This window comes from Streptomyces sp. NPDC050738, from assembly GCF_040654175.1.
Classification (GTDB): domain Bacteria; phylum Actinomycetota; class Actinomycetes; order Streptomycetales; family Streptomycetaceae; genus Streptomyces.
In genome coordinates, this window is sequence record NZ_JBFAHN010000001.1 from 570431 (window position 1) to 586206 (window position 15776).

General features: G+C 70.0%; 16 protein-coding genes. All 16 read left to right on the forward strand.

Translation table 11 applies throughout. The features are described 5' to 3' along the window. Positions 1 to 145: 145 nt before the first annotated feature. The 16 genes from AB0H78_RS02825 to AB0H78_RS02900 all read left to right on the forward strand — a co-directional run bounded on the left by AB0H78_RS02825 (position 146) and on the right by AB0H78_RS02900 (position 15772). On the forward strand, positions 146 to 442 hold the full coding sequence (locus tag AB0H78_RS02825; protein ID WP_363232411.1) for a hypothetical protein: 297 nt from the start codon (positions 146 to 148) through the stop codon (positions 440 to 442). After that, a complete protein-coding gene (locus AB0H78_RS02830) occupies positions 421 to 1023 on the forward strand; it encodes a hypothetical protein (RefSeq protein WP_363232412.1) in 603 nt (200 codons plus the stop codon). The genes AB0H78_RS02825 and AB0H78_RS02830 overlap by 22 nt, the downstream gene beginning before the upstream one ends. Beyond that, positions 1023 to 1184: a hypothetical protein gene (locus AB0H78_RS02835; RefSeq protein ID WP_363232413.1), complete on the forward strand. Its 162-nt coding sequence runs from the start codon at positions 1023 to 1025 to the stop codon at positions 1182 to 1184. The genes AB0H78_RS02830 and AB0H78_RS02835 overlap by 1 nt, the downstream gene beginning before the upstream one ends. Positions 1185 to 1367: 183 nt before the next feature. Beyond that, positions 1368 to 2015: a hypothetical protein gene (locus tag AB0H78_RS02840; RefSeq protein ID WP_363232414.1), complete on the forward strand. Its 648-nt coding sequence runs from the start codon at positions 1368 to 1370 to the stop codon at positions 2013 to 2015. A 52-nt stretch (positions 2016 to 2067) separates the two neighbouring features. Then, entirely contained in the window at positions 2068 to 3216 is a 1149-nt protein-coding gene (locus tag AB0H78_RS02845) for a hypothetical protein (protein WP_363232415.1), read from the forward strand. Between the two features lie 6 nt (positions 3217 to 3222). Further along, the gene (locus AB0H78_RS02850) at positions 3223 to 3687 is read left to right on the forward strand and encodes a hypothetical protein (protein ID WP_363232416.1); all 465 of its coding nucleotides are present in this window, start codon (positions 3223 to 3225) and stop codon (positions 3685 to 3687) included. A 243-nt stretch (positions 3688 to 3930) separates the two neighbouring features. Beyond that, a complete protein-coding gene (locus AB0H78_RS02855; RefSeq protein WP_363232417.1) occupies positions 3931 to 5718 on the forward strand; it encodes a hypothetical protein in 1788 nt (595 codons plus the stop codon). A 6-nt stretch (positions 5719 to 5724) separates the two neighbouring features. Continuing rightward, the gene (locus tag AB0H78_RS02860; RefSeq protein WP_363232418.1) at positions 5725 to 6048 is read left to right on the forward strand and encodes a hypothetical protein; all 324 of its coding nucleotides are present in this window, start codon (positions 5725 to 5727) and stop codon (positions 6046 to 6048) included. A gap of 13 nt (positions 6049 to 6061) precedes the next feature. Beyond that, positions 6062 to 6535, forward strand: a complete 474-nt coding sequence (locus AB0H78_RS02865; protein WP_363232419.1) for a hypothetical protein — start codon at positions 6062 to 6064, stop codon at positions 6533 to 6535. Beyond that, entirely contained in the window at positions 6535 to 7107 is a 573-nt protein-coding gene (locus AB0H78_RS02870) for an HGGxSTG domain-containing protein (protein ID WP_363232700.1), read from the forward strand. Before AB0H78_RS02865 ends, AB0H78_RS02870 begins: the two co-directional genes overlap by 1 nt. 15 nt (positions 7108 to 7122) lie before the next feature. Beyond that, entirely contained in the window at positions 7123 to 8631 is a 1509-nt protein-coding gene (locus AB0H78_RS02875) for a hypothetical protein (RefSeq protein ID WP_363232420.1), read from the forward strand. Positions 8632 to 8963: 332 nt separating this feature from the next. Then, positions 8964 to 11537 (forward strand): phage portal protein, encoded by a 2574-nt coding sequence (locus tag AB0H78_RS02880; protein WP_363232421.1) that lies wholly within the window; start codon positions 8964 to 8966, stop codon positions 11535 to 11537. Between the two features lie 48 nt (positions 11538 to 11585). Continuing rightward, positions 11586 to 13316 (forward strand): hypothetical protein, encoded by a 1731-nt coding sequence (locus AB0H78_RS02885; protein ID WP_363232422.1) that lies wholly within the window; start codon positions 11586 to 11588, stop codon positions 13314 to 13316. A gap of 83 nt (positions 13317 to 13399) precedes the next feature. After that, on the forward strand, positions 13400 to 15118 hold the full coding sequence (locus tag AB0H78_RS02890; protein ID WP_363232423.1) for a hypothetical protein: 1719 nt from the start codon (positions 13400 to 13402) through the stop codon (positions 15116 to 15118). 69 nt (positions 15119 to 15187) lie between these two features. After that, positions 15188 to 15457: a hypothetical protein gene (locus AB0H78_RS02895; protein ID WP_363232424.1), complete on the forward strand. Its 270-nt coding sequence runs from the start codon at positions 15188 to 15190 to the stop codon at positions 15455 to 15457. Positions 15458 to 15460: 3 nt separating this feature from the next. Further along, positions 15461 to 15772 (forward strand): hypothetical protein, encoded by a 312-nt coding sequence (locus AB0H78_RS02900; protein ID WP_363232425.1) that lies wholly within the window; start codon positions 15461 to 15463, stop codon positions 15770 to 15772. Positions 15773 to 15776: the final 4 nt, after the last annotated feature.

Consider the following 15776-nt stretch of genomic DNA (forward strand, 5'->3'; position numbering starts at 1 on the left):
GCTGCCCGCCTTGCGTGCGGCGAGTGTCGCCCCGATGTGGTGGTCGGGGGCGACAGGACAGCGGGAGAAGCCTCGCGGTGACGGTGCCTGCCATTACCCGCCGCCGCGAGGCTCCAACTCCCCCTCTACGCCTGACAGGAGCACTGTGTCTGAGCCGACGGTTTTCTACCCCGCCCCGCTGCCTACGGTCGGGCGGATCGTTCACTACGCGCTGACCGAACAGGACGTGGAGCGGATTCGTGCGCAGCGGTTCGCCACGGCTGCGAACGAGGTTGCCGCCGGGGACGTCTTCGCCGCCGTTGTCGTCCGCGTCTGGGCACTGCACCCTGCGCCACAGTGCAACCTTCAGATCCTCTTGGATGGCCCGGACACCCTGTGGGTCACGTCGCGCGTGCACGGCGCTGAGCCGGGCACGTGGGCATGGCCGCCTCGGGCCGGCTGATGGTCGCCCTCCCTAGCACCATCACCCTCGCCTGCCCCGTCTGCGGAGCCGATCTCGACGTCCCGCTGCAACTGGGCCCCATCGTGGACGGCACCACGGTCCTCAGCGGCGACGTCGGAACCGCCCGCGCGCACCTCCGAGACCATGTCGACCGCCAGGAGGAGCAGATGGGCCGCAAACCGGCACTCGGGGACACCGTTCACTACCAGTCGTACGGCACGCCCGGAGGCGAGCACGCCCCCACCTGCCGCACAGCGATCGTCACCGAAGTCGGCCAGTGGGTGACCACTACGAAGACCCCGGCGAAGGACGGCACCACCCGCACCCTGTTGCAGACCTGGGAGCCCGAGGCGGTCGCGCTCACCGTTCTCAACCCTCGCGGCCCATTCTTCGACGCGGAGTGCCAGCACTCCGAGGGTGCGCGTCGCGGAGGTACCTGGCACTGGCCGGAGGACGCCGAGAATGCCACTCCGGGTCTGGTCGTGCATCTGGACATGGTCGCCGACGCCACCGGGCTTCAGGCCGCTCTCACGCGCGCTACCAAGACGATGTCGTCCCGCACCGCAGAACGGCGGACGTGATGGCCGAACAACCGCTGAACCGGGCGCAGCGGCGGTCCCGTAAGGCCGCGCTGATCGCGTACGTCCTCGACGGCCCGAAACCGAAGCCGATCTGTGGACAGGCCAAGGCGGCGGCTCGTCGGCGTACCCGAGCCGAACGGGAGGCGGGCGGTGGCAAGTAGGCGCGCTGAGCAGCCCACTTCGACGGAGCTCCGCATGGTCGTAACCCGGGTCGACGGCACGCGGCATGACCACGGGGTGGTGTCCGCCCACTACTCGAATCCTGCCCGCCAGCTGTGGTGGCAGTTCGTCGGCCGGCATCTCGCTGACCGCCGTATCGCACGATCCAACCGGAGGAGCTGACCGTGGGCGCTGTCATCACGAGCAAGGGCCGGGAGATCATCGCCGGTCGTATGCGGGGGTCATCTCCGACGCAGGCCGAGCCGCTGAACGTCGCCTGGGGCCTGAACCCCGCAGGTCTGGCGGCCGGGGTGCCCGATGTTGGGCTGTTCAAGGAGGCCCCGGAGTCCAGGGTCGCGGGGACGTCCTCGATCGTCACCACGACCACACCGAACGACACGTACCAGGTGACCGGGACCATGACGGCCGGTACCGGGGAGACGATCGCCGAAGTCGCCCTCTCCGACTCGGCGTCGAAGCCGACCGCGGTCGATGCGGTGCAGACGTCGTCCACGGTGATCGGCTCCAACTCGGCGACATCGCTGATCGTTGCCAACGGCGCGAACTTCGCGGTGAACCAGTACATCCAGGTCCGCACAGAGGTCATGAAGATCACCGCGATCTCGACCAACACGCTCACTGTGACCCGCAACCAGAACGGCGGGGCCGGTGCGATCTCGACCATCGCGCTGAACGACGCGGTGACCGGAGGGAACATCCCCGGCGTCGCCAACGTCACCAACGGCAGCCTGTTCTTCCACGCCGACCACGGCGCCCAGACCCTCGCTACCGGCGACCAGGTCTCCTACACCCTGACCACGAAGTTCTCCTGACGTGGCGCGGCTGTGGACGTGCGGCTTCGAGCTCCAGTCGACAACCGCAAACGTGGAGTTCACGGCCCTTACTGGCACCGCCTCGATCAACACGGCGATCCACCGCGCCGGGGCGGCCGCGCTGCGCTCCAACCCGGCCGCGGCAACGGGGTTCATCGAGCACCAGGTCGGCGACGCGGCCACCAACAAGCAGACCTTTCACCGCTTCTACCTCTACATCGCCACCCTCCCCTCGGCGACGACCCCGATCTACCAGGTCGGGCAGGGCGGCTTCTTCCCCACCTGGCTGCGCCTGTCCCCGACAGGCACATTGCGGCTGTACGACAGCGACGCCAGCATCGATGTGGGCACCGCGTCACCGACCCTTTCCACGGGCCAGTGGTTCCGGGTAGAGATCGACAACAGCGACGGGGCCACCGGGACCGCTCCCGTCGTGGCCTACCTCGACGGCGTCAATTTCAGCGGGACCGCGCAGATCACTGTCACGATCGGCTTCTCCCGCATCCGCGCTGGAATCGGCGTCGCGACGACCGGCGACATCTACATCGACGACATTGCCGTCAATGACACCAGCGGCGCCGCACAGACCGGGCTCCCGGGGCCTGGCTCGGTCGTCCACCTGAGTCCAGACAGTGCCGGGGACAACAACGGATGGGCAACCGCCGTCGGCGGAACGGCCGGTGCGGCCAACAACTTCACCCGGGTCAACGAGGTCACCCCCAACGATGTGACCTCGTACAACGCGACGGCGCTCACGGGCACGACCACCATCGACGACCTCAACCTGGCCTCCTCCGCATCTGCCGGGATCCAGCCGACCGACAGGATCACCCTCGTCGCCGTTGGCGGCAGGATCGGGAGCAACGCGGTCACCGCGGCGAGCATCGTCTACCGGATCAAAACGCAGACCTCCGGGACGGTTCTCGAGTCCGCGTCTGTGTCCGTGGCCCTGAACAGCTGGGCGACGCACCTCGCCGTTGCACCGTTCATTCACCAGCTCACGAGCTACGTCGATCCGCAGGCCGGCGGCGCGTGGACGCCCCGGCTTCTCGACACCGCGCAGATCGGGTACCGGGGCGACGTGGCGCAGACCACTACACGGCGTGTGTCCACGCTCTGGGCGCTCGTCGAGTTCGTGCCGTCCGCTGCTGCCCGCCCGTCCATCGCCCGCCAGGCCGTCATGCGCGCCGCTACGAGATGAGGGGCCATGCCGGGTAACTACGCCTACAGCGCCACGATGGCCAAGACGACGCTCACCGCGTCCGCGACAAAGAGCCTGGTCCTCCTGAATCCGGCCGTATCCGGGATCCGGCTGTCGGAGATCGGCGTCAGCTTCGACGGATCCGCGACGGCCACCGGGGTACAGATCGATCTCTACCGCACGGCCACCCTCGGCAGCCCGGCCGGGACCACGACCACTCCGGCGAAATTGACCGACGAGAGCCTGCCCACCGCCGGCACCACGGCACTCTCGGCGCTCACCACCGAGCCGACGTCCGTGACCGTCCTCCGGTCATGGATGGTGTCGCCCTTCGGCGGCCTCCTGGTCCTCCAGGAGGTCCTGGACCGCGAGGTGGGAACCGCACCGGCAGGAGCCAGGTTGGGCCTGCGGTACACCACGGCCGCGGCCGTGACCCCGGGCTGCGTCGCCTACATGGCGTGGGTGGAGTAGCACGTGGCGCGCTTCGGCCGTGGCCGTCCGGCGAGGCCGATCGTTCGCATCCCACCGCAGCTCCCGTCCGGCCCGACCGTGTACCCGGTGGCCGTCTCTGCCGTTCTGGCCCTCTCGACGGGCATCGGGCGAACGGGGAGTCTGCCCCGTAGTGCGCTGGTCGTTGCTACCGGTGGGCTCACACGTACGGCGCGGGTATCCCGACAGGCAGCGGTAGCAGCTGGGGCAGTCACGGTCCGTGCCGTGAGCCTCCTGGTCGCGGTCGTCGCGCTCCTGGCCGCCAGCGTCCGCCGCTCTGCCTTGTTGGCCTCGTTCCCCACCAGCGTCCTGACCACCAGCGGCGGCCGCCGCCAGGCCCTGCTCCAGCGCTCCGCGACGCTCTCAACGGCGGCAGCCCGGTCCCGCGCACTGTCCACGGCATTCGCCGCGGCCTGCACAGGAACCGCCCGAACTGCGCGTGCGTCGTCGCTCGCCCGCGCGGTCTCGACAACGTCGAGCGCAGCGGTGCAGCGCTTCACCAGCAGCAGCCTCGCTGCTGCCTGCACACTGATTGCGAGTGCCGCCCGCGTCGCCGGGCGCCTGCTGTTCCTGGCGGCGGCCGTCACGCTGAGCGGCACGAGCGTCCGGGCGACCAGTCTCCTGCGGGCTGCCGTAGCAACCTCGGCGGCCGCGGTGACCCGTCAGGGCCGTGTGACGCGCGGGACCACGACCACGGCGGTCCCAACCATCCTCCGAGGCACCGGGGTCACCCGGGGGGCTTCGTCTACGACCGTGGCAGGGACGGGGCGCCGCGCGCAGCTGCTCCGGACAGTCAGCGCTGCCACGTCCGTTGGCGTCCAGCGCGCGAGCTCCCTCTCCCGAACCTCGGGTGCGGCGAGTACCGGAGCGCTCAGCCGGCGTGCATCCACTGCTCTGGCCGTCACTGTCACCTCCAGCGGTGCCTTCCGCCGCGCTGGCCTGCTCGTCACATCGGCCGTCAGCACGCTCACCGGCCGGACCAGCCGCGCGACAGCGCTGGCCAGGACAGCGACGGCGCTGCTCAGTACGGGGCTGGCGAGCGGGCACTCCTTCGTGCGGTCTCTCGCCGCGACGGTCACTACGAGCGCCTCCAGCACTCTGCAGCTGGCCCGCGGAGTCTCGCTGATGGCGACGGTGACAACCGGGGCCGCGGTTATCCGGGGCGTCCTGCTCCTGGTCGGTACGGGTACCGCTACGGCGGCCGCCGTACGACGGGCAGCCCACCTGACCGCGAGCACAGCGACCAGCCCGGTCGGCGCACTCGGCCGGGCGGCGGGGCTCTTCCGCACAGCCACGGCGACAACAACCCCCGGCCTGCGGCGCCAGACCACTCTCGTACGCGGCACCCAATCGGTGCTGACGGGACGGCTCCAGCGGAACGCCACGCTCGAGACTTTCGTAGCGGCGGCAGATACCGGGGCCAGCCTCGGCCGCTCCGCTGGCCTCCGAGCGTCCGCTACCGCTACGGCTGTCGGTGCGGTAGCGCGTGCGGTCTCCCTGGCCCGGGCAACCGTGGCGGGCACCGGCGCAGTTGTCCGCCGCAGCCTTGGGCAGGTGGCTGCCGCGCTGGTCACCACTGGGGCCGATGTCGGCCTTCGTGCGGCGGCCAAGGTGGTCTTGGCCGCTGTTGTCGCCGCTGGCGGAGGCGTGCGTCGGAACGCCGCAACGCGGGTGCACGCCAGCGTCGTCGCCATGGCGGCCGCCAGGCGGCGAATCGCCGGCAGCGCGTACCGGGCGGCGGTGACGGTGGCTGGGGGCGTGCGGTCCGGCCGGTACTACGTCCGCCTGCTCGACGCCGCCGTCGAGGTCGCGGGCGACGTGGCTTGGCTCTTTACTCCGGGAAACGCCCGCAACCTCGTCATCCACGTCACCGGCCCGTTCGTCCGCTGGTCCGTCCGCGCGGCCGCCCCCCGGTGGGCGGCGCGCACGGTGCCCGGCCGGTGGTCCGTACGGGCCGTCGCCGGTCGGTGGGCTACCAGGATCAGGGCCGGCCGCTGGACGATCAGAAAGTAGGCGCCGGTGGAGAGCATCTCGTCCCTGTCCCGCGAGTTCGTGCAGGCCGAGGTCGAGGCCACTGAACAGGGTCTCGCCTACAACCCCACGGCCGACGTCGTGGAATTCGCGTTCACACCGGTCGGGAACCGGCTGCCAGACACCTGGTTCACCGGCTCCTGGGACGGCACCCAGCCCATCCCCGGCACCAACGCCTACCGGGCGCAGGTTCTCATCGGCCCAGGCAGCGGCGGCCCAGTCCTCGCCGTCGGCAAGTACCAGTACTGGATCCGCGTCACCGATTCCCCCGAGGTGCCCGTCCTGCCGGTAGGGCAGCTCGCGATCACGTAGAGAGGAGCCTGGTGTGGATACCCTCACTCCGCCCAGTCCCGAACCCCGCCCGTACGGTGACGTCGCTGCTCAACCCGTGCCGGAGGTGCCCTTGCTGCCGGCGGGGCCTCTCTGCGGTCTGTGCGGGGCTGATGCGGTCGCGGTGTGGCAGCGTCGCCTGACCGGCGAAGAGCTGACACAGCAAGTCGAGTGGGAGCGGGAGCGTCGCGCGCGGGCGGTCGAGCTCTCCGACCCGCAACTGCCGGCGCCGGTCTTCGGCCCGCTCCCCGGACCCGAGGACTTCGTACGGCCGGTGTACGCCTGTGGCCCGCACGCGATCACTCTGGACCTGGCGACCCTCGTGCATCAGGCGAGCTGTAGCGCCCCGGCCGTTGCGGACTTGCCTGGCTGTTCCTGCACGCCCGAGGCCCTCCTGACCGCCGCAGCCGCGCCGGTCCTGTCGAGCACCGCTGCCCTGCCGGACCACTGGGTAGTCGGGGGCGAATGATGCCGTCGAATCTCGCGTCGCCCACCCCCGAACGCCGGTGTACCGCCAAGGCGAAACGATCGGGAAACCCGTGTCAGCACTGGGCACTTCAAGGTCAGACGGTGTGCCGATCCCACGGTGGCAAGGCGCAGCAGAACTTGAAGGCGGGCAAGAAGCGCGTCACCGAGGCCAAGATCGAGGACGAGACCCGGCGCGCGCTTGCACGCCTGGATGTCGGCCCCGTCGACAACCCGCTCACTGCCCTGTCGGAGATCGCCGGACAGGTCATCGCATGGAAGGACGCCCTGGCCGAACGGGTCAACGAACTGACCCGGATCCGGTTCACCGACGACAAGGGCGCGGAGCAGCTGCGCGCGGAGGTCGCTCTGTACGAGCGGGCCATGGACCGGTGCGTGAACGTCTTGGGCACCATCGGACGCCTCAAGATCGACGAGCGGCTCGCTGCGATCAACGAGCAGCAGGCCGGCGTCGTGATCGGCGCCATTGAGGCCGCGCTCGCGTACGCCGGCATCACCGGCCCCGAGGCGACGGCCGCCAAGCAAGTCGCTGCCCGCAAGCTGCGGGCGGTGTAGCCGAGCGGAGTGCCCATGGACGCTCTCGCGCTCGCCGCCGACATGCTGGACGAAGCCAGCGAGCGGGAGACCAAGTCCGAGGAGTACGCCCTCTCACCGGGCGGGTGGGCGGCCGACAAGCTCGGCACTTTCCTGTGGTCCAAGCAGATCGCGATCGCTGAGTCGGTCCGCGACAACCGCCTCACCGCGGTCCACTCGTGCCACGGCTCCGGCAAGTCCTTCAACGCCGCCCAACTCGTGTGCTGGTGGCTCGACATCCACCCGCCCGGCGAAGCCCGCGTCGTCACCACCGCCCCGACAGGCGACCAGGTCAAGGCGATCCTCTGGTCCGAGATCAACGGTGCGTTCTCGAAGGCCGAGGCGCGCGGCAACCCGTTCATGGGGCGGATCAACGAGACCGACTGGAAGCTCGGCAAGCGGCTGATCGCCTTCGGACGGAAGCCGTCCGACTACAACCCGCACGCGTTCCAGGGCATCCACGCGAAGTACGTCCTCGTGATCCTCGACGAGGCGTGCGGCATCAACAAACAGTTCTGGACCGCCGCGATGAGCATTGCGACCGGCGAGCACTGCCGGATCCTCGCCATCGGCAACCCCGACGATCCCAGCAGCCAGTTCGCGAAAAATTGCGCCCCGCACTCGCGCTGGAACACCATCCACATCTCGGCCTTCGACACCCCCAATTTCACCGACGAGGAGGTCCCGGATGCGATCCGCCCGATGCTCGTCTCCCAGGACTACGTCGACGACATGCGCGCAGAATTCGGAGAGCAATCCCCGACGTACATCAGCAAGGTTCTCGGCCAGTTCCCCTCGGATTCCGAGGACGGCGTCGTGCGGCTCTCCGCGGTGCGGGCCTGCCACGCGCCGCGCGAGGTCGAGCCGACCGCGGACCAGCAGCTTCCGGTCGAGCTGGGCATCGACATGGGCGGTGGCGGAGACGAGACCGTGATCCGCGAGCGGCGCGGCCGGGTCGTCGGCCGCGAGTGGAGGTTCCGCGAGCGGGACCCGATCATCGCGACGTCGAAAATCCTGGAGTACATCCGGCTGGTCGGCCCTACCGCCGTCAAAATCGACAGCATCGGGATCGGCTGGGGCATCGCCGGCAACCTCCGCGAGAAGGGCATGCAGGGCCTGCACCGGGCCAACATCATCCCCGTCAACGTCTCCGAGTCCAGCACCGAACCCGAGCGATTCCCCCGCCTCCGCAGCCAGCTGTGGTGGCAGATCGGCCGCCAACTCTCCGAGGACCGCGGCTGGGACATGTCCGAGCTCGACGAGATGGACCGCGAGCGGCTCGTCTCCCAGCTGACCGCCCCGAAGTACGGCCTGGATGCCTCGGGCCGGATCGTCGTCGAGCCGAAGCCCGAAACGATCAAACGTCTCGGCCGGTCACCAGACAACGCCGACGCCCTGATCTTGGCCTTCTACCAGCCCGTTGGTGGACACACCGACGCCATGGACTGGATCAACCAGTACGCGAAAACCGGCAGCCCTCACCCCTCACCGGGAGCTCCGTCATGACCTCACCGTCACCTTCTCGGGTGCGCCGGATGCCCGCCCTCGCACCGAGGTGCCCCTGCCCCGAGCGCGCGCCGCGCTTCCGGATGCTGCTCTGCCGCGCGCACCCCGGATGCCCGCGCCGATGGACACTCCGCAATCCGGCTCGTCTGCCCCTCGCGCTGCGGGCTCGGTACCTGCACGAGCAGGAGTAGCCAGCCCACCTGTCCGTTTCGACCTGAAGGGGGTGACCGCCCGTGTCGCGCCGTCATCGCCGCCGTGTCGCCAGGCCGGACACAACGAAAGCCCTGAGCCCCGGGGCGGCCACCTTCGACGCGAGCCAGGTGGCCGCGCTCATGACCGCCTCAGCCGGACGGCAGATCACGGGTGACGTCGTACCGCTGCCGCGCACAGACCCGCCGGTCGCTTTCGGTCCTGGCGTGCCGCTCTTCCCGGCCGCCCTGGACCCGGTACGCCCGAACTCCGGTCGGCCTGAGCCGCGGTTCACCGAGTACCCGGTCAGCAGCAACCTGCCGGGCATGTCGGACAAACTCGTGCCGTGGAAGGTACTGAGGGACGCCGCCGACGCGGGCGGTCTTCCGCGCCGGTGCATCGAGATCCGCAAGGCCGAAGTGGTGACGCTGAACTGGGCGATCACGATCACGGCGAACGCGATCGAGGCAGCTCAGGACGCGAGCACCCAGCCCCGGCACGAAGTCGACCAGGCGCTCCGCCAGACCCTGTCCCCGGAGATCGTCCGCTGCTCGCGCTTCCTGGAGCGTCCCGACCCCGGCCAGGACGAGGGCTTCAGCGACTGGCTCGGGAAGCTCCTGGAGGAGCACCTGGTCCTCGACGCGGTCGCGATCTACCCCCGCCTCACCTACGGCGGCGACCTCCACGCCCTGGAGATCCTCGACGGCTCCACGATCAAGCCGTTGCGGGACTACCGCGGCGGCCGCCCTGCGCCGCCTAACCCGGCCTTCCAGCAGATCCTCTGGGGTTTCCCGCGCGGTGAGTTCGTCGCCGACACCGACACCGAAGGCGAGGTCATCGGCGGGTACACGTCGGACCGTCTCGTCTACAAGCGGCGCAACGTTCGCGCCCACACGCCGTACGGGTACTCGCCGGTCGAGCAGGCCCTGGAGGACGTCGACACCTGGCTGCGCCGCCGGCAGTGGATCCGCTCCGAGTACACCGAGGGCACCGTCCCCGCCGCGCTGCTCACGAACACGGGGGCCGCCAACTGGTCCCCGTCCCAGCTCGCCGAATACGAGACATCCCTCAACGACGCGTACGGATCGACTGGTGCCCGGCACCGGCTCCGCATCCTCCCGCCCGGCCTCGATCCCCAGCTACCGCCGGACATCGCTGAGCGGTACAAGCCCGAGTACGACCTCTTCCTGCTCAAGCAGATCGCCGCGCACTTCGACGTGACCATGGCGGAGCTGGGGTTCACCGAGCAGGGCGGTCTCGGCTCCAGCGGCTGGCACGAGGGCCAGGCCGACGTCCAGCACCGCAAGGGCACCCTCCCGACCGTGCGGTGGCTCCAGCAGCTCGTCACCGGCATCCTCCGCGCCCACCTCCGCATGCCCCCGGAGCTGGAGTTCCGGTTCCTCGGGCTGGAGGAGGAGGACGAGGCCGCGGCGGACCAGGTCGCGGAGAACCGGGTCAAGTGGGGTCGGATGACCCTCAACGAGGACCGCGACCGCATGGGGCAGCCGCGCTACGACTTCGCCGAGGCCGACAAGCCGATGATGATGACCACGCGCGGTGTGGTCTTCCTCGAAGGCGCCGCAGAACGCGGTGACCCCGGGACCCTGGTCGGCGTACCGAAGACGATTGGCGAAGACGCCAATCCAGAGCCGGCCGACGACCCGGAGGCCGCCGACGACGATGTCCAGGAGGACGACGCCAGGGCCGAGGCGGTGAAGTCCGAGCTGATCACCTACCGGCGGTGGGCACGCAAGAACCCCACCCCGACCAGGCCGTTCCGGTTCTCGGTCGTGACCAAGTCCGACGCCCCGGACCTCAACGGCGACGTGCGGCTCGTCTTCGCACCGGTACCCGGGCCGGGTGATGCGGGCCCAAAAGTGCCAGCGGTGGACAGCGCCCGGGCCTGGCCCGGGTGGGGCCCTGACCTCCGCGCCGTCGCGCACTGGAAGCGTCGGTTGCGCAAGGTGATGCGCGACGCCGTCGTCCCTCAGGCCTTGGCGGAGCAGTGGATTGCCCAGCGGGCCATCGTGGTTCGTGCGGATGAGCCCGACCTTGACGGGGTGCAGCGCTCGGGCGGGGACGATGGGCGGCGTACGCCGACCGAGGACGCGCTCGGGTGGCTGACCGCGCACGGTGTCGACCTGATCTCAGCACTGCTGATCATCCGCGAGATGCACGCCGACGGGTACGTGATCGGCGAGCGATCCGCGCAGGCGGTCCTCGCCGGGCACACCATCGTCGACTGGTCGAAGTGGCGGCCCGGGGACCCGGACGCGGCCCGCCTTGTCAACGCCAACGGTTCGGCGAACGGGCTCCGTCAGCTGCTCGACGACGCGGGAGTCACGATCCGGTCGGTTGCCTCCAACCGCATGGACCGCCTCGCCCAGGCCCTCTCCGACGCCCTCGCACGAGGAGACAGCGCCGACACCCTGGCCAGCACTCTCACCGGGATCCTGTCGGATCCCGCGTGGGCGGAGCGCGTCGCCGTCACCGAGATCTCCCGCGCAGTCTCCACCGCATCCCTGAACACCTACCGGGCCAACGGCATCGCCTACAAGAGCTGGCTGACTGCGGTCGACGAGCGGGTCTGCGCGGTCTGCATGTCTAACGAGGGCGCCGGGGCAATCCCCGTCAACCAGGCCTTCACCAGCGGCGACATGATCCCGCCCGGGCACCCCTCATGCCGGTGCACGGTCTACCCCGAGACCCTCGACTGATCATCCCGGGCCGCTGCGGCGGCGCGCTCACGGAAGGACCGACCGCAGATGGACGTCACGTACGCGTGGGCGCCGATCACCAAGAGCGAGGAGCAGGACGACGGCACGCTCATGGTCTACGGACCGGCCGCCTCCTCCGACCTCGATGGCGACAAGCAGCGTCTCAACGCTGACTGGCTGGACCGGGCGATGCCGGAGTGGGCCCAGACCGGGAACATTCGCGAGCAGCACGACGCGAAAAGGGCGGTTGGTGTCGGCGTAGGGCTGACGAAGGCCGACGGCGTGCACCACATCGCCGCGCACATCGTCGACCCCATCGCCGTGACGAAGATCAAGACCAAGGTCCTCAAGGGATTCAGCGTCGGCATCAAGGGACCTAAGGTCGCGCTGGGCAAGGCCGATGCTCCAGGCGGGGAGATCGTGGACGGCACGATCTGCGAGATCAGCGTCGTGGACCGCCCCTGCAACCCCGGCACGCTCTTCGAGATCGCCAAGGCCGACGGGGCGGGCGGCGCACTGGAGGTCGTCGAGGAGCCGACGGTCGTGGAGAAGTCCGACGCGGAGGCCTTCGGGATCCCGGCCGACATCTACGACGGGCTGGCCGACCCGGTGAAGGCCGCTCTGGCTTCCCTGGCTGGGGCGGGTGCGCAGGTCGCCGTCGACAAGGCCGCAGCACCGAGCGCACTGCCGGTCATCCAGGTCAGCGTCGGCGGAGTCGCAGTGTCGGAGGCCCAGATCCGTGAGCTCGTCGACGGCCGCCTGGCCGAGCTCGCCAAGGCCGACGCCGCCGCTGCTGCACCGCGCAAGAGCGCTCGGGCCAGTGCGGCCATGGCCGACGGCTCGTACCCGATCACCAGCAAGAGCGACCTGCGGAAGGCCGTGAAAGCGGTCGGCCGCGGTGGCACCGACCACGACACGATCCGTAAGCACGTCATCTCTCGGGCCAAGGCGCTCGGACTGGAGGCCATGGTGCCGAACAACTGGAATCCTGACGGCTCGCTCAAGGGCGCGGCCAAGTCGGACGACCCCGACGGTGTGAACGCCGAGCTCGTCACGAAGGCCGAGGGGATCCTGCGCGATGTGCGCGCCCTGGCGCCGGAGATCGTGAAGGCCGAGGAAGGCGACGCGGCCACAGAGGCCGCTGACGGTGCCGAGGCCACGGACATCACCAGCGCTCAGGACGCCATCGCCTGTATCGCCAAGCTCATCGTCTCCGAGGCCGAGTCTCTCGCAGAGGGCAACCTCGGGGAGGCCATCGACATCGGTCTCCTCCTGGACGCCGTCCGCTCCCTGACCTGGTTCTCGCGCCGGGAAGCCGCGGAGGGCGAGAACGGCGGCGACGTCTACCTCGCGGACACGCCGGACGTCGTCAAGACGGACGTCCCCGCAGTCCCGGCGGAGCAGCCGGAAACCCCCCAGACTCCCTCGACCGTCGCAGAGCCGGCGGCCGAGGTGCTCACGAAGGCCGATGTGGCCGATCTCGTGAAGTCGGCTGTCGCAGAGGCCAGGAAGACCGATGAGGAGCGCATGGCGACGCTCGCGGCGGACCTGACGAAGGCGACGGAGACGATCACCGAGCTGCAGGCCCTGCCCACCCCGGGCGGGCCCGCCCTGACTCGTACGTCCACGCAGACCGCGGTGGCACGGAAGAGCGACGCAGACCTGCTGCGCGCTGAGGCTGACGGCCTGCTGGCCAAGGCCGATCAGGTCGCGGACCGCGACCTGCGGGACGGCTACCTGGAGCGCCGACGCGAGCTCCTCGCCAAGGCCGACGCCTAACCCTGACCACGCCCCGCCGCACCACCCCCAGACACTCTTCGGCCCCGCCACGTGCGGGGCTTTCGCACGGAAGGAGCAGGGCTATGGCTCTGCCCAAGGCCAATATCCTTTTCGGTGACTCCCCGGAGGCACCGTCGCTGTCCAAGGCCGAGGTCTCTCGGCGCTTCGATGACCTGATGGTGGCGCTGACCGACGCGCCGACCCGCACGCTCGGCCCGTCCGACGTCGTCCAGGCGTTCTCCGAGGGCCGCGGCATCACTTTCGAGCAGCAGCCCACGACCGCGTACGGCGCGATCACAAAGGCGCTCGGCTCCCCGGACATCGTCAAGGGCCTCTCGGCCGAGGCGCTCGCGTCGGTGACGTCCGCGCTCGACGAGGTCAAGGCGCAGCAGCCGGACCTGGTGAAGGACCTCACCCTCACCGGCCCCATCAGCACCGGCCTGGTCGCGTTCGACCTGGAGGCGCCGGCGAAGATGCTGACGCCGCGGCCGACGCCGATCAGGAACCGGATCCCCCGCCGCAAGGGCCTCGGGACCAGCCACCGATTCAAGGTCATCTCCGGGTTCACCGGCACGGGCACCGGCGGCGTGGGCAACATCCACCCGGGCATCGTCGACACCACCCAGAACAACTTCGCTCCGGCCGGGGCGTCGAACTCGCTGTACTACGCGCGCGGTCCGAAGATCTCGTACGCCGGGTACGACAAGGTCGTCCCGTACTCCCAGTTCAGCGTCTCCGACGCGGTGACCTGGTCCGCGCAGTACGCCGGACAGGGCTACCAGGACATCCGACAGCTGTCCCGGACCAGCCTGCTGTACTCCAGCATGCTGCTGGAGGAGCGCATGCTCCTCATGGGTCGCGGCACCGGCGCCGGTTTCCTCGGTGCGCTGGCCGCGCCGACCGGTGTCACAGTGACCGCCCGCTCGGCGGCCGGCAGCGAGGTCGGGATCAGCGGCGCGACGACCAACGTCTACGTCAAGGCCACCAGCGATGCTGGTGACTTCGGGCAGTCGGTGCTCTCCGCGGCCGCGAACTCGGCCGTGACCAACGGCCAGGTCGTGGACGTCTCGGTCACTCTGCCCGCTGGCGCTACTGGTGTCCGCGTGTACGTGTCCACGGGCGGCTCCGACCCCGGTGACGCGTCGCGCTGGTTCGCGGGCAAGGCCGGCTCGAACCTCTTCACCATCACCGGGGCGCTCCCGACCTCGGGCACCGCAGCGTCCACGGTCACCGGGGACACGTCGGCGTACGCGTCCGGCTACGACGGCATCGTGCCGATCTGCACCGGCCCAGAGTCGGGCTACGTGAACCGCCTCAACGCCGCGCTCTCGACTACCAACCCGGGCTCCGAATTCCAGACCGCGTTCGCCGCGCTGTACGACGCGGTGAAGGCCGACCCGGACCGGATCATGCTCAACGGCTCGGACCGCAAGCAGCTGTCCGACTCCCTCAAGGTCAACTCGGCCAGCAACTACCGGATGACGCTGACCCAGGACCAGCTGACCGGCGTCACCATCGGCGACGTCGTGACCACGATCATCAACGAGGTCACCGGCAAGGGTGTTGCCGTGGAGGTGCACCCGTGGCTGCCGCAGGGCACCGCGCCGATCATCTCGGACACCCTGCCGCTCCCGGACTCCGAGGTCAGCGACGTCTGGGCCGTCTTCAACGTGCAGGACATGATGGGCATCGACTGGCCCGTCAATCAGTTCGCGTTCGAGTCGTCGAGCTACTGGTTCGGGTCGCTGGTCTGCTACGCGCCCGCCTGGAACGGTGCCGTCACCGGCATCCGCAAGGCCTGATCGCTCCGGTGCCGGGCCCGCGCGGCCCGGCACCGGCGGTCGGACACCTCACCCTCTGGAGGACCCCCCATGGCACGCCTGTGCCTGCCCGACGGCGCAGTCCGCGGGATCGACATCCAGGGCGCCCAGACCGGCGCCACCACCGCGTACACGGCAGGACGCGACGGCACGGTGACCGTCGACAACCCCCAGCATGAGCGCGCACTGCGCGATGCCGGGGCGTTCTCCGCGAACCTCGGCGGCCTCCCGCGCGGCGGCTACCGCTGTGGCGCCTGTGGCTTCGCCGCGTACGTGACGACCTGCTCCCGCTGCGGGGGCACCTGCGAAAAGGAGACCTGACCGATGGCAGCACGACGTACCCAGGCGGCGAAGACCACCGCCGAGAAGACCGAGACGGCGCAGGCGGAGACCACTCCCGCCAGCGGTCCGGACGACGGCGGCACCGCAGAGGGCGGTAGCGACGACGGTGCAGAGGCAACTCCCCCGACACCGAGCACGGAGGAGCCCGCCGTGGCCGACGACGGGCCGGATCCCGACCCGTCGGATGACACCGAGCGCCCGTGCCGCGAGCACTTCCCGACCGGCTGGCCGACCGTCGATGGCGTCACGTCCGTCGGCTGCGAGCACGGCACTTGGTCCCGCGACCTCGACTAGCCCC